The organism is Alteromonas macleodii ATCC 27126 (assembly GCF_000172635.2).
Taxonomy (GTDB): domain Bacteria; phylum Pseudomonadota; class Gammaproteobacteria; order Enterobacterales; family Alteromonadaceae; genus Alteromonas; species Alteromonas macleodii.
On record NC_018632.1, the window covers coordinates 3700308 to 3721840 of the forward strand.

General features: G+C 43.7%; 21 protein-coding genes. 9 read left to right on the forward strand and 12 right to left on the reverse strand.

Annotated elements, in window-relative coordinates:
- Positions 1–203: 203 nt before the first annotated feature.
- A complete protein-coding gene (locus tag MASE_RS15785) occupies positions 204–1040 on the forward strand; it encodes a TIGR03899 family protein (protein WP_052160401.1) in 837 nt (278 codons plus the stop codon).
- Here MASE_RS15785 and MASE_RS15790 read toward each other — a convergent pair.
- The 10 genes from MASE_RS15790 to dusA all read right to left on the reverse strand — a co-directional run bounded on the left by MASE_RS15790 (position 1037) and on the right by dusA (position 10501).
- Positions 1037–1783, reverse strand: coding sequence for a phosphoadenylyl-sulfate reductase (locus MASE_RS15790; RefSeq protein ID WP_014950717.1), 747 nt, complete (start codon positions 1781–1783; stop codon positions 1037–1039). The two genes, MASE_RS15785 and MASE_RS15790, sit on opposite strands and share 4 nt — an antisense overlap.
- Positions 1773–3494 carry an assimilatory sulfite reductase (NADPH) hemoprotein subunit gene (gene cysI / locus MASE_RS15795; RefSeq protein WP_014950718.1) on the reverse strand — a complete coding sequence of 574 codons (1722 nt, stop codon included), beginning with the start codon at positions 3492–3494 and terminating at the stop codon, positions 1773–1775. Before cysI ends, MASE_RS15790 begins: the two co-directional genes overlap by 11 nt.
- The gene (locus MASE_RS15800; RefSeq protein ID WP_014950719.1) at positions 3494–5317 is read right to left on the reverse strand and encodes an assimilatory sulfite reductase (NADPH) flavoprotein subunit; all 1824 of its coding nucleotides are present in this window, start codon (positions 5315–5317) and stop codon (positions 3494–3496) included. Before MASE_RS15800 ends, cysI begins: the two co-directional genes overlap by 1 nt.
- A 198-nt stretch (positions 5318–5515) precedes the next feature.
- A complete protein-coding gene (locus MASE_RS15805) occupies positions 5516–6271 on the reverse strand; it encodes a TIGR04219 family outer membrane beta-barrel protein (RefSeq protein ID WP_014950720.1) in 756 nt (251 codons plus the stop codon).
- A 3-nt stretch (positions 6272–6274) separates the two neighbouring features.
- On the reverse strand, positions 6275–7267 hold the full coding sequence (locus MASE_RS15810; protein WP_014950721.1) for a DUF2333 family protein: 993 nt from the start codon (positions 7265–7267) through the stop codon (positions 6275–6277).
- A gap of 154 nt (positions 7268–7421) precedes the next feature.
- Positions 7422–7784, reverse strand: coding sequence for a hypothetical protein (locus MASE_RS15815; RefSeq protein ID WP_014950722.1), 363 nt, complete (start codon positions 7782–7784; stop codon positions 7422–7424).
- Positions 7784–7984 carry a PspC domain-containing protein gene (locus tag MASE_RS15820; RefSeq protein WP_014950723.1) on the reverse strand — a complete coding sequence of 67 codons (201 nt, stop codon included), beginning with the start codon at positions 7982–7984 and terminating at the stop codon, positions 7784–7786. Before MASE_RS15820 ends, MASE_RS15815 begins: the two co-directional genes overlap by 1 nt.
- 61 nt (positions 7985–8045) lie before the next feature.
- The gene (gene pspA / locus MASE_RS15825) at positions 8046–8714 is read right to left on the reverse strand and encodes a phage shock protein PspA (protein ID WP_014950724.1); all 669 of its coding nucleotides are present in this window, start codon (positions 8712–8714) and stop codon (positions 8046–8048) included.
- Between the two features lie 332 nt (positions 8715–9046).
- Entirely contained in the window at positions 9047–9334 is a 288-nt protein-coding gene (locus MASE_RS15830) for a hypothetical protein (protein ID WP_014950725.1), read from the reverse strand.
- A 192-nt stretch (positions 9335–9526) separates the two neighbouring features.
- The gene (gene dusA, locus MASE_RS15835; protein WP_232362855.1) at positions 9527–10501 is read right to left on the reverse strand and encodes a tRNA dihydrouridine(20/20a) synthase DusA; all 975 of its coding nucleotides are present in this window, start codon (positions 10499–10501) and stop codon (positions 9527–9529) included.
- 414 nt (positions 10502–10915) lie between these two features.
- Between dusA and MASE_RS15840 the strand changes: the two genes are divergently transcribed.
- The 4 genes from MASE_RS15840 to MASE_RS15855 are packed head-to-tail and all read left to right on the forward strand — an operon-like array spanning position 10916 to position 15865.
- On the forward strand, positions 10916–11467 hold the full coding sequence (locus tag MASE_RS15840) for a hypothetical protein (protein ID WP_014950727.1): 552 nt from the start codon (positions 10916–10918) through the stop codon (positions 11465–11467).
- 3 nt (positions 11468–11470) lie between these two features.
- Complete coding sequence (locus MASE_RS15845; RefSeq protein ID WP_014950728.1) at positions 11471–13237, forward strand: OmpA family protein; 1767 nt, start codon at positions 11471–11473, stop codon at positions 13235–13237.
- Between the two features lie 12 nt (positions 13238–13249).
- A complete protein-coding gene (locus tag MASE_RS15850; protein ID WP_014950729.1) occupies positions 13250–13735 on the forward strand; it encodes a Rab family GTPase in 486 nt (161 codons plus the stop codon).
- A gap of 9 nt (positions 13736–13744) precedes the next feature.
- Positions 13745–15865 carry a putative bifunctional diguanylate cyclase/phosphodiesterase gene (locus MASE_RS15855; protein ID WP_014950730.1) on the forward strand — a complete coding sequence of 707 codons (2121 nt, stop codon included), beginning with the start codon at positions 13745–13747 and terminating at the stop codon, positions 15863–15865.
- A 67-nt stretch (positions 15866–15932) separates the two neighbouring features.
- On the opposite strand, the gene fghA is transcribed toward MASE_RS15855, so the two are convergent.
- The gene (gene fghA / locus MASE_RS15860) at positions 15933–16775 is read right to left on the reverse strand and encodes an S-formylglutathione hydrolase (protein WP_014950731.1); all 843 of its coding nucleotides are present in this window, start codon (positions 16773–16775) and stop codon (positions 15933–15935) included.
- Between the two features lie 113 nt (positions 16776–16888).
- On the opposite strand from fghA, the gene MASE_RS15865 reads away from it, so the two are divergent.
- The 3 genes from MASE_RS15865 to MASE_RS15875 are packed head-to-tail and all read left to right on the forward strand — an operon-like array spanning position 16889 to position 20034.
- A complete protein-coding gene (locus MASE_RS15865) occupies positions 16889–17803 on the forward strand; it encodes an acyltransferase (RefSeq protein WP_014950732.1) in 915 nt (304 codons plus the stop codon).
- Positions 17800–18693: an acyltransferase gene (locus MASE_RS15870; RefSeq protein WP_014950733.1), complete on the forward strand. Its 894-nt coding sequence runs from the start codon at positions 17800–17802 to the stop codon at positions 18691–18693. The genes MASE_RS15865 and MASE_RS15870 overlap by 4 nt, the downstream gene beginning before the upstream one ends.
- Positions 18694–18696: 3 nt before the next feature.
- A complete protein-coding gene (locus MASE_RS15875) occupies positions 18697–20034 on the forward strand; it encodes a mechanosensitive ion channel family protein (RefSeq protein ID WP_014950734.1) in 1338 nt (445 codons plus the stop codon).
- A gap of 74 nt (positions 20035–20108) precedes the next feature.
- Here MASE_RS15875 and MASE_RS15880 read toward each other — a convergent pair whose 3' ends face one another.
- Complete coding sequence (locus MASE_RS15880; RefSeq protein WP_014950735.1) at positions 20109–20300, reverse strand: hypothetical protein; 192 nt, start codon at positions 20298–20300, stop codon at positions 20109–20111.
- A gap of 346 nt (positions 20301–20646) precedes the next feature.
- Here MASE_RS15880 and MASE_RS15885 point away from each other — a divergent pair, with 346 nt between their 5' ends.
- Complete coding sequence (locus tag MASE_RS15885) at positions 20647–21477, forward strand: DUF2884 family protein (protein WP_014950736.1); 831 nt, start codon at positions 20647–20649, stop codon at positions 21475–21477.
- The last annotated feature ends 56 nt before the right edge of the window (positions 21478–21533 follow it).

Genomic DNA, 21533 nt, shown 5'->3' on the forward strand with positions numbered 1-21533 from the left:
TCCTCGATACAAACAAAACAAGAATGCGCTACTCATTGTATTAAGGCAACGATTACATTGATAAATGGGTTACGCAATGCAATAGTGCTCTCATGTTACATGCCATTTTACATTCGATCATTTAAGCATTTATGAAGATTACATCCCAGCACTTTTCCCCTGAGGTAAAAAAACCACAGGAAACGGAAGAGCAGACTGTAAAGGTGACAGCCGAATCGCCTGCGGCTGAAAAAGCGGCCAGCAACGCAGTGAAAACCGATGCTAGTCGCCAACGCATGCTTTCCTGGTTTGCCAGAGTGGGTATAAGCCCCTCTATGATGTCCCCTGATCCTAAAAAGCAAAAGCATGCACTAGAAAGAAGAAAACAAATATTAGAAACCCAAAAAGCGAGCAATCTTCAAGCTGTATTAAATATAGCATTAAATGTGACGATCAACGAACAAACTAGCGATAATCTTGATCCCGACTGGTTTTTCGCATTTAGTACGATGGCTGAGGAAATTTACAGCCCGCCCATGCAGGAATTATGGGGAAAGATTTTTGCCGTTGAGGTGGCTCGCCCGGGCAGTTTTTCCCTTCGTACATTGCAGCTATTAAAGACGCTAACGCATAGGGATGCACAAGTATTCAATAAGGCTGTGAATGTTGCGAGTAGAAGAAATAACGATGCGGTCCCGCGTATTCTTGTGGGGTATCACAAACGCAAAGGCTTGCTTTCACTATTGAGACGCCCTGTTCCTGAGCAAATTAACTTAGCCAACGTAGGGTTGAGTTACCCTGATCTGTTGTCTTTACAAGAGATGAAGTTGATTTATACCAGCGAAATTGAAAGCGCCGAATACGATGAAGGTCAGCAAGTAACCTGGCGATGCGTAAATGAAAATATTTCATTAACCAGTAAAACGTCGGGGGTTGCTTTGGTGTATTACAAGTTCACTTCGGTCGGCAGTGAGCTGTATAAATTAGTGACTAAATCGCCTAATGAAGCGTATTTAACCAGCATTAAGTCGGTGTTAGGCGAGGTATTTAACGTGAGTTAAATACCATCACCAAATTCGTGCAATCCACACTCGCGTTTCAAACCAAAGAAGCGCGTGTCTTGCTCACTCATTCCTTCTTGGAGCGACTGCGTGGTATGCCAATCACCGATGGATACATACCCTTGCTCCCAAAGCGGATGATAAGACAAGTCGTTATCTTTCAGGTAGTAATGTAAGTCTTTGTTGCTCCAATCAATGATCGGGTAAAGTTTAAACTGCTGCCCTACTTTTTGTAGAACTGGAAGCTTTCCCCTGGTATCTGATTGGCTTCTACGCAAACCTGCAAACCACGTACCTGCTTTCAGGTCACGTAAGGCGCGCTGCATTGGCTCAACTTTGTTCATCTTATTGTATTTCTCAATACCTTCGATGCCTTGTTCCCAAAGTCTGCCAAAGCGCGCTTCCTGCCACGCAGAAGACATCTCTGCGCTGTACACATGCAAATTTAAATTGAGCTTTTCTACAAGTTCATCAATAAACTTATATGTCTCAGGAAAAAGATAGCCTGTGTCGGTAAGCACAACAGGAATATCCGGTTGTGCTTGGGTAAGCATATGCAGCATAACCGCCGATTGTGCTCCAAAGCTTGAAGACACAATATGAGTATCAGGCAAGTTGTCCAGCGCCCAAGCTACTCGCTCCTGCGCTGTCATTTTCTCTAACGTTTCATTGATATCAGCAAGGGCTTCCTTACTGATATCAAGCGTTAGTGGTTGCTGCTTAATCGCTGTATTATTCGTCATAGAAATCCCGTGCGGAGTCTACTACTGGTTTTACAACACCAGCGCGAACAACGTAATCACCAAAGGCTTCACCCGCTTCACGAGCTTTGGCCCACTGGCCAAACAGTGAATCTAGTTCTGCCATGATTTCCTGTTCGCTTATGTTTTCTCGATACATACGTGGAATACGTGTACCTTCTCGGTTTCCACCCAAATGCAAATTGTATTTGCCTGGGCCCTTACCTACTAAACCAACCTCAGACAACATCGCGCGACCACAGCCATTCGGGCAGCCTGTTACACGGAAGATTACGCTGTCTTCTTCCAATCCGTGTTTGGCAAGCAAACCTTCTAATTCCGTAACGGCATCTGGCAAGTAGCGCTCAGCTTCTGCCATGGCTAACGGACAGGTTGGCAATGCAACACAGGCCATTGAGTCAAGTCGCTGGTTAGAAATCGATGGCGCTATTAAGCCATGTTCGCGGGCTAATGCTTCAATTTTGTCTTTGTCTTGCGGCGCTACACCGGCAATAATCAAATTCTGGTTTGCCGTTAAGCGGAAATCACCTTTGTGGATCTTCGCAATTTCGGCACAGCCTGTTTTTAGCGTTTTACCTGGGTAATCTAAAATACGGCCATTCTCAATAAATACGGTCAGGTGATATTTGCCGTCAATACCTTCAACCCAGCCAAAGCGATCGCCACGTCCCGTAAATTCATACGCACGGCTGTCTTGGAAAGTCACGCCTGCGCGTTTTTCAACTTCAGCCTTAAAGTTGTCTACCCCAACACGCTCTAACGTATATTTGGTTTTCGCGTTCTTACGATTAACACGGTTCCCCCAATCACGCTGAGTTGTTACAACCGCTGCGGCAACGTCTAGCGTGTTTTCAAGCGGAATAAATCCGAAATCAGACGCTTTTCGTGGATACGTACTCTTGTCGCCATGGGTCATCGCAAGACCACCACCGACAAGCACGTTGAAGCCAATTAATTGACCGTTCTCTGCAATCGCAACAAAGTTAAGATCATTCGCGTGAACATCTACATCGTTTTGCGGAGGAATAACCACCGTCGTTTTAAATTTACGCGGTAAATAGTTATCACCCAAAATAGGCTCTACAGGTTTTTCAGTCGTTTCAACTTTTTCACCGTCTAACCAAATTTCAGCATACGCGCGGGTTTTAGGTAGTAAGTGTTCACTTATCTTCTTCGCCCATTCAAATGCCTGAAGGTGAAGCTCAGATTCAACCGGATTTGACGTACATAGTACGTTTCGGTTTACGTCGCCTGCCGTAGCAATAGAGTCGATGCCTACCTTGTTTAGCATTTGGTGCATGGACTTAATCTTAGGCTTTAACACACCGTGAAACTGGAAAGTTTGACGGGTTGTTAAACGAATGCTGCCGTACATGGTGTGATCGGCTGCAAACTTATCAATCGCTAACCATTGGTCAGGCGTAATAACACCACCAGGTAAACGGGCACGCAACATCACATTGTGAAGCGGCTCAAGTTTCTGCTTTGCACGCTCAGCGCGAATATCACGATCGTCTTGTTGGTACATACCGTGAAAGCGAATAAGCTGGAAGTTATCAGCGGTGAAACCACCAGTAAGATCATCTTTAAGATCGGTAGTGATGGTGCCACGCAAATTATTACTTTCACGCTTTAAACGCTCGTTGTCAGCCAGTTTGCCCTCAACGATAAATGGTGATTTTTCGTTACTCATTAATAGACATCCTTCTGATAACGTTTCGCTTTACGTAACTCTACAACATAGGCTTTTGCATCGGCTTCAGATTTACCGCCGTGCTCTTGCACAATACTAATTAGGGCGTTCTCTACATCTTTCGCCATGTGCATTGCATCGCCACACACATAGAAGTGTGCGCCCTGCTCTAGCCATTCATACACCTCTTTACCGTTTTCTAGTAAACGGTGCTGAACATATACTTTTTCTTCTTGGTCACGAGAAAATGCCAGCGTAATTTTGTCTAGCAGGCCTTCTTTAACGTAGCCTTGCCATTCCACTTGATATAGAAAATCTTGCGTGAAATGTGGGTTGCCAAAGAACAACCAGTTTTTGCCTTCAGCACCTTGTACGTCACGCTCTTGCATGAACGATCTAAACGGTGCAATACCCGTACCCGGGCCGACCATGATCACTGGCGTATTTGGATCAGCGGGCAAACGGAAGTTATCGTTACTTTCTACGAACACTTCTACGTCGCCATTTTCTTCTAGATATTCACACAAAAAGCCAGATGCGCCGCCTTGATGACGATGTCCAAACGCTTCATAGTCAACGTGAGCTACGGTTAAATGTACTTCTTCTTCCACTTCGGCTTGGCTTGATGCTATCGAGTACAAGCGAGGCGTTAGCGGTCGCAAAGCATCTACAAGCTGTTGTTCAGACAACTTACCCGGATGGTCGCGCACAATATCAATAATTTGACGTTCGGCCATGTAGGTACGCAGCTGCGCTTTATCTTCCATCAATGTAGCCAATGATTCAGAGCCTGTCGCCTCTTGATATGACTTAATGAAATTAGGGTAACTTAAGGTTAATTCAAGCTTCGACGTTAATGCTTCGGTGAGTGACATGGTCGCGTCAGCCACAGACACTTCTGTATTGCCGTTTAATGACAAGATACTAATAAGCTCTGACACTAGAGATGCTGCATTTTTAAACCATACACCAAGCGCATCACCTGGCTTATAGGTAATTCCGCTATCTTCAAGGCTTATTTCAATATGGCGTATATCTTTAACAGAATCACGACCTGTGATTTTTTGTGCGTCAATTAAGGTCGCTTTAAACGGCGCTTTCTTGGTGTAAGTTTGCGCTGCTACACCCTGCACTGCCGCGCCAGTTTGCGCCGCTACCGCTGCTTGCGGAGCTGCACTAAAATCGTCTTTTAGCGAGTCGATGAGCTTGCTCAGCCATGCTTCGGCTTCCGCTTCATAATCAACGTCGCAGTCCAGACGCTCTACAATCGCTTTACCGCCAAGCTTACCTAAGCGTTCATCAAAGTCTTTACCCGTTTGGCAGAAAAACTCGTAACTACTGTCACCTAAACCCAAAACTGCGTATTTGGTATCAGCAAGCTTCGGGGCTTTTTTGCCAGCCAAGAATTCATGTAGCTCAATAGCATCGTCTGGTGCATCACCTTCACCATGGGTACTAACAAATACCGCAACGTGAGTTTCTGCTTTCAAGTTACGTGGCTTGTAATCTGCCATGCTAACCAGCTTGCTATTAAAGCCCGCTTCTTCTGCTTTCGCTTGACACTGCGCTGCAACACCTTTTGCATTACCGGTTTGTGAACCGTACAAAATAGTAAGCGTTGGCGCGTCACCCGCTACTGCAGGAGTGCCTTGCATCATTGGTGCAACCGAACCACCTTGTGCAGCAGCCATGCCCGCAGCATAACCACTTACCCAAGTAAGTTGATCACGATTTAAGCCTGCAATGGCTTGCGTTATTGCATTCCACTGCTGTTCGTTTAATACCGCGCCTGGCGCTGAGTTCGAATTAGAATCTTGTGACATAGTCTTTTAGCCTTTTATCAATGGCGCTAAGGCTAACGGCTTTCTTCAAGAAGAGAAAAGAATAAATGAAACTTTTTTATTACTGAAAGTGCTAATGACTGTGCGAATAGGTAATAACACAATTGAATTTGGGCGAGAAGCAATAAAAAGGGCGAGGCTGCAATCGCAGCCCCGCCCTTTAAAATCCGTAGTTGAGGCTTAGAAGTGAAGTTCTAGCCCTGCGAATACACCATCGAATTCCATATCAGCGTACACATCATCAAGGTCTTCAATATCTACCGTTACATTTCTGTAACCCACCTGAAGCGTCATATCAACCGCTAAACTTTCAATAAACGAGTACTGAATTGCAGCTTGATAATCGCTAAGCTCATGGTCGTCGAACGACAAATAGCTTCCTTCAAAGTATGCTGATAAACCAGTAAACGGTAAACCTAGCTGAACCTTTGAGTAGGCCATTGGAACAATACCAGAGAACTCTGCAGATCCGCTTGTGTCACTCGCTCTATCCACAACGAACAGTGCGCCGTCGATGTACTTCGCATTAACACCTAAGTCAAAGCTCACTAGATCGTTATCAAATAACTCGTAGTACAAAATGAAATCTGTAGCATCAAGCTCTACATCTGTATTAACCGTGGTACTTTCAGTAAACAGTTCGCCGTCGAAAGTGAATTCAGACTGAAGCGTTGTGGTGCCCGAGTTATCTAATGTCGTGTGATTTACTTTTACGTTAGGTAAAAACGGTACCGGATGCTCAAAGGCAATGTATAGCGCCGTATTGGTCTCATCATCAAAGTTAAAGTCAGCGGTGTTGTTGCTATCAGCAAAACCGCCCTGCGTGTCGGTTTGCCATACTTGGGCTCCAACATATACGCCTGCGATAGTGTCTGCATGAGATGAAACTGAAACTAATGCGCATCCCAATGCGGCAGCTATAAGACCCTTTTTCATTAATTATCCTTGATTAAGAAGTTCTGAAAGTTCAATTAAAGCAGCGTTTGCACGAGAAATATAGTTTGCCATTACCAAAGAATGGTTCGCTAACATGCCAAATCCACTACCATTTAAAATCATTGGACTGAATACCGACTGCTGTGTCGCTTCCAGTTCACGAATAATTTGCTGAAGACTAACCAATGCATTCTTATCTTCCAATACGTCGTAAAATTCAATTTCCACGGCTTTTAGAAAGTGAAGTAAAGCCCACGTAGCACCGCGTGCCTCATAGAAATTATCGTCTAGTTTCCACCAACTCGTTTTAACTACACGCTGGCTGGCTACAGGAGAAGACTGCTTTGCATTCGAGTCACCCGCCAGGTCAGTGTTCAATCTAGCCGATCCTACGCTGGCACTAAGTCTTTGTGAATAACTGCCCAACCGTTTTTCTACCTGTTTCAACCATTCGCGCAAGTTGTCTGCGCGAGTATAAAACTGGCTGTCAGTGTTTCGGGTATTCGCTAGCTCGTCACGGTATTTTTTTAGAAGCTCTATACCGTCAGAGTAACTCGATTCAGAAGAAGGCAACGCCCAGCTTTTGTGATCCATATTAAACTTAGGGTGAGCTTTTGTAAGGTATGGATTTTCAATAGATTGGGATTGAGAGCGGCTGAAGTCTTTACGCATAGAGAGTGCAAGGTCTCGCACCATTTCCAGCGCACCGAATTCCCATGCGGGCATGTTATCTAAAAAGATGCCAGGAGGCGTAATGTCGTTAGAAAGATATCCACCAGGCTTATCAAGTAAGGTTTCCGACACATCAATCATGGTTGTTGTTAATGTGTAACCCGCAATATTAGTTGGATTCTCAACAGGCGAGTTTTGCTTTAAACGTTGTCTAACATCAAACGTGTCTGGAGATAAGCTCCAATACCATCCTATTAGCCAGAAAAGTAAAACTATCACTACAGCGACAATCGCTATCCGTTTTGAGTTAATAGATTGTCTCATATAACACCAACCTTCCTTTTAAATAACAAATAGCCGACGGAGGTCAGCTATTTGTAGTCTTAATACTATGTGAAAAATGCGAAACCTTTGTGACGGTCGTCTTTATATCACCATCTTTTACTACGTTAACACAACTTAAATAAAATTATGATGATTATACATTATGGTGCATATTTCGGTCATTTTGCTGCTTATAAGCGGCAGAGTTTCGATTTTTCAAAGCATATAGCGCTATCGCGATAAATATAATTGGCCAAAATGCACTTACTCCCACCACTAACAATGCTAAAAATCCTGCGCCTAGCGCTAAAAGAATTGTGCCCATAACGCTTACAGCAACAACGAAACCAACGATAGCGAGGACTACGCCGACTAGCGATAACACTGCTACGTTTTCCCAAGGACTTAGCAATTCATCTGACATGATTAGGTGCATACCCAACCAGCTATCTACTAAGCTGCCTAAACAATTCACCAAAATAATGGCGATGACCAATGCAATCAGAAAGTTTTTCATTACACTAATCTCGGTAATAAGATAACGGCTGCAATATAAGCCACTAGCGTAATAGGCGTAGCGATGAACAAGCCTGCTACAGCTGCGGCTCTAACCCATACTGCATCTATATCAAAATAACGTGCAACTCCTGCACACACACCTGAAATGATTCCAGAATCAAGGTCTCTATAAATTCGTTTTTGTGATGGTACTTTCATCATCTTCTCCAAAAATGCTTACTTCGATATCTACAATGCGGGCTGCGGCTCTCAAGGTCGCCTACGCGACCTTCTTCTTCTTAAGTTCAGCCAATTCCTTTTCGATAGCTTCATCTGCTTCCATTGCATCGAACTCGGCCTGCAGTGACGTCGCTTCATTCGACTTTGTTAGGTCGTACGCATCAACTTGCGCTTCTAGATGATCTATGCGCTGCTCGTAACTTTCAAAGCGCATCATGGCATCATCAATTTTTCCTTCGTGATCAGCTTGCTTCACTTTTAAGCGTGTTTGCGCTGAATGCTTGCGTTGAACCAGCGTTTTTTGCTTGGCTTTTGCTTCGGCTAACTTACTGTTCAGACGCGCAGTATCGCCTTGGATTTTTTCGATACTTTCTGCAATATGCGCTTCTTGTTCTTCAAGAGAAGCTAGCTTTGCAACATACTTTTGTTTTTCGATTAGTGCGGCTTTAGCCAATGACTCTTTGTCATTATTCATTGCGATCTGTGCTTTGTGCTGCCACCCTTCCACTTCTTTGTTTGCTGATGCCATATGGCGTGCAAGGGTTTTCTGCTGAGCAATAAAGCGCGCTGCATCAGTGCGAACCTCAACTAAGGTTTCTTCCATTTCTTGAATAATCAAACGAATGATTTTTTCAGGATCTTCCGCTTTATCTAACATTGCGTTGATGTTTGCTTGAACAATATCGTTAATGCGCGAAAACATACCCATGATTATTTCTCCGTTAAAAGTAGTGTTGTGGTTTCCAGCACTTATTCTTAGTTACGCTGACCGCTGGTTACCGCTGACTGAGTTCTCCTCAACACTCTAACTATTACAATCACCGTGCCATTTATTTAAAGCACTGTTTTAAAAGGACTTTAATTTAATTCCGGAAATTACCAACTGTTCACCAAGCAACCAAATACAATTTTTTAGCGTATTTAACCAATAGATTTGTTAATTTGACCAACCCTGTTTTTTGCGTTTTTAATGTCTAAGTCACTGTGCTACACGCACAAAAAAAGCGCCTTTCGGCGCTTTTGCTATATACCAATATCGAATTAGTCGGCATCTTGTTCTGTAGAACTACCTTCAGACGGGGTAGCAACAACTAAATCAGTCACGCTGACTTTACCACTTCCGCGCACTTCTTGTGGGCTTAGCTCAAAGTGATACGTTGCGTTTGCTACTGCTTGGTATACGTCAGCCTTAATTTCCTGTGATGTGGTAGCCACTGCGTTTGAAACCACATTAGTTAAAAACGTTTGAAGCACTGACTCTTCTGCATTTGCTACGCTGCTTGCCATGCTTGCTGTCAGTAAAGTTGCTGCGATTAGTGAAGTTTTCATAATTTCCCTCTGAAGTTAGTCAGTGCAACAACACGCCGTTGTTGCGATACTTAGAGGATTGCGAGAGCTGTGCCAACTCCTTTAAAAACAGTTAAGGAATTGATATATATAAATTTAAATAAAAAAGCTCGCGAGACAGCGAGCTTATAAGAATTGAACAAATATTAAACTTTGGTCAAAATTACTAAATCGTTAGTCTTTTTGACTATTAAACGCAGCGACTTCCTTTTGTGCACTTTCTACAGCGTCTAGCGCATTTAGCAGCAGATTGGGATCTGGATTTTTTCCTGTTCCATTTTGGCTTAAGTATCTACGCCAAATACGTCCACCCGCTTGCCCTTGATAAAGACCCAAAATATGCCGAGCTGCATGCCAGGGTTTGAAATAGGGATCGTCTTGGCGTTCAATATACTGCTGCATTTTCAGCACAATTTCTCGGCGTGACATGCTCTGAGCTTCAGTGTCTCCGAAAATCTCTTTATCTACGGTAGCCATAATGTAAGGATTGGCGTAAACCTCACGCCCTACCATAACGCCATCAACAAGTTCTAGCTGTTGCTGGGTTTCCCCTAGCGTTTTAACCCCACCATTGATGCTAATAGATAATTCAGGGCGAGCCTGTTTCAGTCTATGAACCCGCGGATAGTTTAACGGCGGAATTTCGCGATTTTCTTTTGGGCTCAATCCCTGTAGCCACGCTTTCCTTGCGTGAACAATAAAGGTATCGCATCCGGCATCTGCCACGGTATCGATGAAACGAGCGAAGTCTTCATCTTCGTCCATATCATCAATGCCAATACGGCACTTTACCGTAACGGGAATATCTACCGCAGCCTGCATGGCTTTGACACAACTTGCTACCACCTCTGGCTGAGCCATCAAGCAGGCACCGAAGCTACCGTTCTTAACTCGATCACTTGGACAACCTACGTTTATGTTAACTTCATCATAACCGCGCGCTTGTGATAGCTCTGCACACTTGGCCATGTCAGACGGCTCGCTTCCGCCCAGTTGAACAGCAACAGGGTGTTCCTCTTGGTTGTAACCCAGATAGTCACCCTTGCCGTAAATGATCGCGCCTGTGGTTACCATTTCTGTATAGAGAAGTGTGTGCTTAGACATTAATCGTAAAAAGTAGCGACAATGGCGGTCTGTCCAATCCAGCATTGGAGCGACAGAGAATTTACGATTTAGCGGAGTGATAGACACGACAGGAACCTCAGACACAGTTATTACTTATATACCTCGCGTACGCGCGAGCGGCGTATAGTACCTATGTTCAATAAAAAAACAATGTCGCTTGCCATTATTTGATAGGCCTATTCCAGCCTTAAAAAACAGCTCAAATCGTAGAACGCATAAGTAAATCTTCATAGATTAGTCAACTTACTGAAAAGATAACGTTTTTTGTATAAGGATTTTTGTAGGTATTTGCCACTATTATGCTTTTAGCGTATTTCAAAGTTCACGATTAGCGGCTATTGTATAAAGTAATAACCATAATTATTAGCACAGACAAAAATGTGATTGCAGCTCATTAGCGTGTTCAACGCAAAGAACTGCGCCTTCCGGAGACATTTTATGGCGGACAAGAAGCCGAAGGATCAGCAAGCGCAAGACGTAACTCAAACTGAAGGCGCGCCCAAACCAGCAGACGAACTTGCTCAACTTAGAGAAATTTTGTTTGGTCAAACAAACCGTGCATTCCGTGCAGATCTTTCTGCGTTGGAGTCACGGGTTAACGACAGCTTCTCTAAACTGAATACGCATCTTGATAATCAGTTTAACGATATACGTAAGCTTATTGACCAACAGATCACAGAATTATCGAATCAGTTGGCCAGTGCTAACGACAACCACAGTAACGTGCAAGAGCAACTTCAAAACACCACTGACAAATTGCAAAGTGAATTGGAGATAGCGGAAACTGCTGCAAAGAATGACAACGATGCATTGGAAGCTCATGTGGTTAAAGAACTAGAGTCGCTTGATAATTTATTTAGTAAGCGTCACCAAGAGCTGCTAGAGAAGCTTCAGCAGGTAACCAGTGAGCTTTCAGAAAGTAAAACCGATAGAAAAACGTTGGCAAACTTACTTTCGACTATGGCCACCAACCTCGCTACAGATCATTAATTAATGACTGAAAAAGTGCCGCCGTCGGAGCTATCTGACAACTCTCTAGACAAAGTCAGAGAGCTACTCATTGGAAGGGACGACAAGTTCGTTCAAGAAAAGTTGAATCGCGATGCGAAAGGCATCGTGACAAACGTCGTTTCTGAAGCGCTCTTTGAACGCGAAACGAAGGACGGCTCAGTTAACAAAGTACTTGTTCCTCTTGTAGAGAAGTCGCTTCACCGCTCTATAGATGCTAATAGCGACAAGATTGTTGGTACACTTTATCCCTTGGTTGGCACGCTTGTAAGAAAGGCGGTATCTTCATTTCTTGTTGAGTTTGTCGAGCGCACTAACGCGCTTATCGAAAACAGCTTAAGTCCCAAAAGCGTATCTTGGCGATTCAAAGCTTGGCAGTCCGGAGTCAGGTATTCTGAATTTGTCGCATCTCAAATTTACCAATACCAAGTCCAACAGCTGCTGGTCATTCATCGAGAGACCGGCACGCTACTTCACAGCATTTCTTCAGATCCTGATAAAGAAAAAGACGCAGACTTAATTTCGTCAATGCTAGTGGCCATTAATGACTTTGTGGCAGATGCGTTTGGCGTTACCAGTACCGAGTCAGAAAACGAGCTCGGCGAGATAAAAACGGAAGACTTTACGCTGCTAATAAAAATTGGGCCACAAGCGCTGCTTGTTGCTGCGGTTACGGGCAGTATTCCTCCAGAGGTACGCGGAAAACTTCAACAGGCGTTGGAAGACTTTCATCAGTTCTATCAACAACCGTTGCTCACTTATGAAGGTGACAATGCGCCCTTCGACGGTTGCGAAACCATTCTTTCAGACTGCTTAATAAGCGAAAGAAAAGAGGGTGAAGGAAAAAAATCAAACCGATTAATAGGTGCACTAGTGCTTCTGGTGATTTTTTTCGCACTTGCAGTGCTGTCTTTTATGCGTTTGTCGTTAAGCATCTTAAAAAGCGACTTGCACGAGCTTCCCCCTCCACCTGGCATCATAGTAACTGATACTTATGTTTCCAATGGGAATGTGCACGCTAAAGTCCTTCGCGACCCAGTCGCTACCAGCATCGAACAATGGTTTAGCGATAATAACATCGATGCAGAAAGAGTTACTGTTATTGAAGAACCCTTTGTTTCTTTAAAACCAAGTGTGGTTGAACGCAAACTTGAAAAGCTCGTGAGCGACTATCCACTCAGCGAATCAGAAAGCCTATTAATTAAAAAAGGTGATGACCATAGCTTTATTATTTCAGGAACCGTATTCACCCCAACCGCAATTAACTTTACTCAGCAAATAAACGCTATTCCTGGTATTTCGACAGTTAACGTTGATACCACCGCGCTAAACGTCAAAGCAGCCTATCAAATTGACAATGCTGAGCTCCAGAAGGCCGCATTGAACCGACTAGTTAATAAGGTTTCCTCACAAAATGTACTTTTTGCTACTAACCAAGAAGCGCTTTCTGAAGTACAGTTAGCAAAATTAGAACCTCTGGCAAACGACATAAAACAATTGTTAACCCTTGCTGACAAGACAAAAACTGTTGTCAGTATTGTTGTAATGGGTGCCAGTGATAATTCAGGCTCAAGCGCACGAAATCGCGCATTGAGTCAAAAACGAGCAGAGAATGTTGTGAATTCATTAATTTCACTTGGCGTAGAAAGTGATATTCTTATACCTGTAAGCTTAGGAGAGCTACCATTGCAGAAAGCATCAATGGGGCGTTCAGTCATGTTAAACGTTTTAATATCCAGTGAGCAGCAGTAAGGAAGCTTTGCAGTGATACAGAAAAAAGTATGTATTTTAGGGCCCACTGGTGTTGGCAAAACAAGCCTGATAAAACAGTTCGTTGAAGGTATTTTCTCCGAAAAATACAAGACCACTATTGGCGTAAAAATAGACAAGAAACAAGTCAATAAAGACGGACGCGGCGTTCAGCTTCTACTTTGGGATTTAGAAGGTATCGACAGATACTGTGGCTTCAACCCTCGCTACCTTCGCGGCGCAAGCGCCTACATTATTGTAGTTGACCAAACTCGGTCTCAATCCTTGCTTGAAGGCATGGAAATTCTAGAACTCGCACGCGAACACTACCCCGATATCCCCGCATTTTTTGTTGTAAATAAAACCGATCTCCCCACAAGTTGGCACTGGAGTGAGGAAGAACTCAATTCTTACGCTCAAAAATTCGCTTCACTAACGAAGACCAGCGCAAAGACCGGTGAAAATGTAGAGAATTTATTCAGTACAATTGCGTTTTGGTAGGAGATTGCCATGGATATTCATTTATTAAATGCATTAGGCATTACTAACTGCGCGCTATTTAGGTGTAACTCCGAAAGCGACATTGAATGCTTAACGCCAGAACTTCCATGGCTAGCAAATGTTGTGACGATTGACGAAAACAACAAACTGCAAAAGAAGCATATCCCCTCCATTTTTTTAGACGACTTTTTTCTCGATGCCGACGAGGTATGGAAAGGCGAAACGTCATTTACGCTTTCATCTGGCTTTTGGACGGAGCACAATGAGAGCCAAGTACTTCGCTTAGAAGCATTGGCAATTAATAGCGAATCGGGTTCTCGCTATCTGGTCGTTAAAAACGTAGAAGAGCAATTTGACGAAAAACGTAAAACGCTGCAAGCCGCGCGGGAATTATTGCTAAGCCATCACGAAATTGTAGGTCAGCATGAGTATATTAGGCACAAATTAAATGGTGTTTTACGCAAGAACACCCGACTTCAAAAGCTCGTTCCGCCCATTCAGCAAGCTATTCACAACCTGGAAACCGGCGTTGTCATTTTAGACGACAAAGGCGGATTGATATTGGACAACAAAGCGTCTCATAGATTGCTGCTGTGTAATAGCACGACGCCAAGCTCTATTCGCGTCAACGAGCTTCTTACTGATATTGATGCGCCGGCAACGTTTCTTCCCGCACTGGTGCAGCGAAAAGCCCCCTGGCAAGGGGAGCTTTATTGGCAACCTGTTGACGATTATGGTGTGTGGCTTCAGGTTACCATTCACCCTGTATTACAAGGGGATGAGTTAACCCATTGGGTTTACCTACTTACCGATATTACCCATATCCACAATAAAGAAGAGAGCGTATTAACTGCCAGTGGAATGGACTCGTTAACAAAGGTAGCCAATCGCAATTTGTTTACCGATACAGTAAGAAGACTGGTTCAGGAAGAAATCGCATTCAAGTTGTTCATCATAGATATATGCGACTTTAAGAAGATAAATGAATCACTTAGCTATCAGTCGGGTGACGAGATCCTTAAATCGTTCGCACTGCGACTGCAGACCTTTGTCGGCAACAGCGGGTTTATAGCGAGAATAGGCAGCAATGAGTTTGCATTGGTGAAACGTGAAGATACCTTTAACGAACTTATCAGTGCCGAGTATATTGAGCAGCTAGTCAAAAAGCTCACTCAAACCTATACCGTTCTCAATGGCAGCGAGCCGAATTTAGGCATAAATATTGGCGAAGCGAACTTTCCCCGACACTGCCCGTCAACCGAATCACTTCTACAGTGTGCTGACATCGCCTTGCAGGCCGCTAAATACCAAGGTCGCAATGTGGTACTTACCTACAGTGAAGAACTACACAAACAACATCATGCAATTAGCGAGCTTGAGAGTCAGCTACGTTCTGCCATCGAAAACAATGAACTCAAACTCTTTTTGCAGCCTATTGTCGATTTAGAGACTGGCAAAATTGTTAAATGCGAGGCATTGGCAAGATGGATAACGCCGGAAGGTAAGTTTATTTCCCCAGAAGTGTTCATTCCTCTTGCTGAAAAAAGTGAACTCATTTTCCCTTTCGGCGAGTGGCTTATCAATGAAGCTTGTGATGCTATAGAAGCGTTAAAGGCTTCTAATTTAGACATTAGGTTGGCCATTAATATCTCTGGCCGCCAAGTGTCAGATTTAGCACTACTAAACCAAATTAAAAACGCATTGGAAGATCACCAACTCCCCGGCTCAAACTTATCTATCGAGTTAACCGAAAGCGTGTTTGTGGAAAGCTTGGATACCGTTTCAGTATTACTCAACGAGCTTCGAGCAATGGGGATCACCGTGTCGATTGACGATTTCGGTACTGGTTTTAGTTCACTGGTGTATCTGAAGAAACTGCCTATCGATGAGCTTAAGATTGACCGTTCCTTTGTCAGTGAACTTGAGAAAAACACCGACGACCAAGCTATCGTTCAGGCTATTCTTGGACTGGCGAGCAACTTAAACATTAAGATTATTGCAGAAGGTATTGAAACCCAACAGCAGCAACAGTTTTTGCAAAATCATCGGTGTGCTTATGGACAGGGTTACTTATATCAGCGCCCCGTTGCCATACCTGAATTTATAACTTTAGCGCAAAAGCTTAAGTAAAGCCTCATCAGCCATAAACAAAAAAGCCGGAGTACGATCCGGCTTTTTTACAGCTTGTATTCTACGCTTAAATTAGCCCCATGTGTCCTGCATGGAACTCCAAGTGCTCTTCAATAAATGATGCAATAAAGAAGTAACTATGATCGTAACCTTCATGCATGTTAAGCGTAAGTTGCGTATCTGACTGTTGCGCAGCATGAACCAGAGACTGAGGTTTCAGCTGCTCGTGCAAGAACTCATCTTTTGTCCCTTGCTCTACTAGCAGAGGTACGCTGTGTGTTTTGCTTGCTAATAGCAACGAGGCGTCGTAATCCTGCCATGCCGCCTTGTCATCGCCTAAGTATCGACCCAAGGCTTTCTCGCCCCACGGACAATCTGAAGGATTTGAGATAGGGCTAAAGGCCGATACCGATACAAACTTATTAGGATTACGCATGCCAATAACTAAAGCACCGTGTCCGCCCATTGAGTGGCCGCTAATAGCGCGCTCTTTGGTTACAGGGAACTCGCTTTCAATAAGCGCAGGTAGCTCGTTCACAATATAGCTATACATTTTGTAATGCTTATCCCACGGCGCCTGCGTAGCGTCAACGTAGAAGCCTGCCCCAAGGCCAAAGTCATAAGATCCTTCTTCGTCATCTGGAACGTTTTCGCCACGGGGAGATGTATCGGGCGCTACAATAGCCATACCTAATTCCGCCGCTAGCTTCATTGCACCGGCTTTTTGCATAAAGTTCTGGTCGGTACATGTCAGCCCTGACAGCCAGTAAAGCACGGGCACTGGCTTTTCTTTCGAGGCGAAAGGGGGAAGAAAAATTGCGAAGGTCATATCGCATTGTGTTGTTTCAGCTTTATGGGTATAGCGTAAATGCCGTCCCCCGAATGCTCTATTTTCGCCAATAAGCTCCATTTCAGCTCCTTAAATACGTAAATTTGCACCTTTATTGTGGAATCAGTAAAGGCTCTATCGGATTTTAGATCAAGTTCGTTTACACTAAGCGCCTAATTTTTGAGGTAAGTACAATGGTAAAAGCACTGTTGCATCATATTGTTGGCACTATTTCGGTCATCTGCTATTTCGTCAATACGGTAGTGTGGTCAACGCCTATTTTCATATTGGCTATTTTTAAACTTATACCTATTGCGCCGTGGCGACGATTCATTTCTTATTTACTCGACGCATGCGCGACTGCGTGGATCGGCGTTAATAACCTGAATCAGCGCATCAGCGGACGCACCAAATGGCAAATAAACGGACTAGAAAAACTCACTCGAGATGATTGGTATCTCGTTGTTGCTAACCATCAATCTTGGGTCGATATCTTAGTTCTTCAACGTGTATTTAACCGAAGAATCCCATTTTTGAAATTTTTCCTCAAAAAAGAGCTTATCTATGTTCCCATTTTAGGTCTGGCTTGGTGGGCACTCGATTTTCCATTTATGCGCCGGTATTCCAAATCATTTTTGGCTAAAAACCCGCATTTGAAAGGAAAGGATATGGAAACCACGCGTCAAGCGTGTGAGAAATTTAGGAATAAGCCTGTAAGTATTATGAATTTTGTTGAAGGCACCCGCTTTACGCAAGCCAAGCACGACAAGCAGGCCTCGCCTTTCTCTCATTTACTTAAGCCTAAAGCAGGCGGCATTGCATTCGTTTTATCTGCGATGGGCGATCATTTGCATAAGCTTATTGATGTCACAATTGATTATCCGAACGGCGTACCGTCTTTCTGGGACTTCGTTAGTGGTAAGGTTCGTGATATTCGTGTGAATATCAACGTAATGCCCATCAAAGACATTATGGAAAACGGCATTTTCAGCGACAATTATTTTGATGATCCGCAAGTTCGAGCCCGTTTTCAGACGTGGTTGAATGAACGCTGGCATGCCAAAGATCAACTTTTAGATTCACTAAACGCAACACAGAAACCATTATGATTCGCGCAGTACTCGCTCCTTTTATTTTCGTATTACATACTTCACTACAAATCCTCAATCTTGCGTTGTGGGGAGGCTTAATTATCTTACTGGGTTTGGTAAAACTTATTATGCCTAACGGAAAGATAAGAACGGCATGGAATAAAGTGATGCACGGGCTAATGTTTAGCTTCGGACGGGTCAGCGTTCTCATGATACGCTTGTTTAACCGCGTCGATATTGAGTGTTCGGTACACGGCGAACTGTCAAAAGACCGTTGGTATCTGATTATTGCCAATCATTTAAGCTACCTCGACATTATTCTGCTCATTGAATTCGCAACGAACCGCATTCCTGCACCCAAATTTTTCCTTAAGAAAGAGCTTATTTGGCTGCCATTTGTCGGACTGGGTGCCTGGGCACTTGATATGCCGTTTATGCACAGATACACCCGTGCGTATTTAGAAAAGCACCCAGAGAAAAAAGGAAAGGATCTCGAAACCACCAAAGCGTATTGTGAGAAGTTTAGAACGGTGCCCACAACGGTCATTAACTTTGTAGAGGGAACTCGATTTACTTCATTGAAGCATCTGTCAAAGCAAAGTCCCTATGAAAACCTCCTGCCCCCCAAAGCCGGCGGCGTTTCCTTTACGCTCTCAGCTATGGGCGAATTATTTACCAACGTGTTAGATATCTCGCTGCTTTACCCGGAAAATAAGCGTCATCCTATGATGGCAATGCTTAGCGGTCAGATGACAAAAATCGTGATCGATGTGAACGTTACGCCGGTACCTGAATTACAACAGCATTCAGAACGCACTGAGTCTGAGTTTCGTCTTTATTTCCAAAACTGGTTGAACGGTCTATGGGAAAATAAAGACAACCGTATAAAGAAAATGTTGGAGTCGTAATTAATGGAAGTCAGTGCTTCAGTACGCGATAACTTTATTCACATAGTTAATGATATTTTCCCGAATCTTACTACTGAAGATCCGCTGTATAACGTCATCGCACTAAGTAGTATTTTAGTGGTGTCGGCGGTAATCTATATTATCGCAAGGCTATTGGTGCGCCCCCAGATAGCCAGTTGGGTATACAAATCCAATAACCTCTGGGACAACGCCTTGCAGCAGCACGGATTTTTCCGTCGCTTAATGCACCTGTTTCCTGCCCTGTTTATTTACTTAACCACACCGGTACTTATTAGCGATGAAGCCGTGATGCACGGTATGGTGATAAAGAGCGCTCAGCTATACATGCTATATAGCGGCCTTCTTGCCTTATATGCCATGTTGAGCACAGTGGAAGACGTTTATAACGCCTCAGCGCTTGCTAAACGCGCACCTATCACTGGCTTTATTCAAGTTACCAAATTGGCATTTGCTATTGTCACCATACTATTAAGTATCTCTTTAATTGTAGACAGAAGCCCGCTACTTATTGTGTCTGGCTTAACCGCCATTGCCGCTGTTTTACTATTGATATTCAGAGACACCATTCTGGGCTTTGTTGCCGGCATTCAAATAGCCGCTAACCGCATGTTTAATACGGGCGACTGGATTGCCATGCCTAAGTATGAAGTAGATGGTGAAATACTCGAGATAGGCCTTACCAACGTCAAAGTACAGAACTGGGATAAAACCATTTCTACGCTGCCGACTTACAGCCTTACTACAGAAGCAGTTAAGAACTGGCGCGGTATGCAAGAGTCTGGCGGACGCAGAATTAAGCGCGCCATTTATATTGATGTGCACTCTATTAAGCTTTGTGACAACGATATGCTAGAGCGCTTTTCGAAAATTCGCTATATCAACGAATATATCGATAAGAAGAAAAATGAGCTCCGCGCTTATCACCGAGATTACTCCATTGATGAGTCGGATCTGCTAAACAGCCGTCGCCTTACCAACATCGGCACTTTTAGAGCTTATTTAGAGGCATACTTGCGCAAGCACCCGGATATAAACCAAGAACTGACCCTAATGGTTAGGCAGCTACCGCCTAATGAGCTTGGTTTACCTTTAGAAATTTACTGCTTCAGTGCACAAAAGGAATGGGTGAGGTACGAAAAAGTACAGGCGGATATTTTCGACCACGTTATGGCTATGCTGGATTTGTTCGATTTACGTGCTTATCAACGTGATGGACATTTGTCGCTGCTTGCCCATCGCGAACAAAGCGCTTATAGAAATAGTCCCGAAAGCGACAATGCGCCTGAGGATGCTCAGGAGAAGAGCGAACCTAATCGATAAGGCAGTGATGAATAAAGACTTGTTCAAGACGAAAAAAACCGGCTGAGATAGCCGGTTTTTTTAATGCTTATCGCTTAAGCCAATGCGTAGGCCATCAGTAAGCAAAGTACTAAACCAGTAACGCCAAAAAAACCGTACTCGATTTTTTCCTGCATACCTTCAGCACCTGCTTTAGCAGTCATAAAGCCCATAACGATGCTGCTTAGCCCTAGCGTAAAGGCAATTAGCGCAACACCAAACATAATTGCATTAATCCAATCAGCCATTGTGATAACCCCTTAAAAATATTGGCGGTATTATGCACCAATAAATAAGATTTAACCATGCTTGGATTGGCTTAAATGTACCGCTATTGGTATTAATTGATCTTAGTCAAAACTACTAATTAGTTGGTAATCTCACTAAATAGTGTATTTAGCAGAGCATAAAGAAATCATCAAATATTACTAACCATTTGAAAGATATAGACTTTAAATATTGGCAAGGCCATTGCTCTACCTTAGGTATAACAGCGAGTATCGTTAGCGTCTATCTGACAGTGACACTACAACGCATTGCAGTTTGCTTCGAGCACTTTCGTTAACGCGTCACACGTAAATTAAGGAATGAACAATGTCTAAGAAACTATTACTTTCAGTTGCCCTTACCAGTGCTTTAATGAGCGGCCACGCATTTGCGCATGACAGCAGCTTTCAAAACAACAGTTGTGACATGGAGCTTGATGGTCATATTCAATATTACCAAGGTGACCTAACGGTACAGATGGACAATGGCTCAGTGATGACGATTGACTCCCATCACAATATGACCATTAACGGCGAACCAGTATCGCTTGACAGCGAACAACAGCGCTGGGTAAGTGAATATTACAACAACATTGATATCGCCATCCCTATGACCTTGAATATCGCCAGTGAAGGGCTGCAAATTGCCAACGTGGCAGTGACTGAAGTATTTACTGAACTGTTAGGCGGCGATCAAATGGGTGACGATTTTCGTGAACTGTTCGACTCACTTGAAACCAAACTAAACACTTCATTCTATGATGACGCAGGCAATATTCGCGTTGATTCAACTAAATTCGATGAGCCAGGTTGGTTTGACGAAAGCTGGGAGCAAGAATTCGAAGCGCAAATTGAGTCTTTAATCAGTGAGTCTATGGGTAGAATACTTATTGCCGTAGGAACACAAATGTTGTGGGAAGGCGGTGATATGTCTGAGTTTGAGCAAAAGATGGAGCGCTGGGGTGAAGATTTAGAATATCGCTTAGAAAGCCAAGCGGCTGCGCTAGAAGAAAAAGGCGATGCATTGTGTAAGGTACTGAAGAAAGCGGATTATGCCGAAGGCAAAATGCAGGCATCCATATCTGGGCTAGATGACTTGAACCTGCTAGATATTGATCAAGACAATCACCATGACCACAACGACGAAATGAAAATGTAGTTGGAGCATTTAGCTAACTAAACGCGCAAAACGAAACGACTTGCAACTCTAACCAC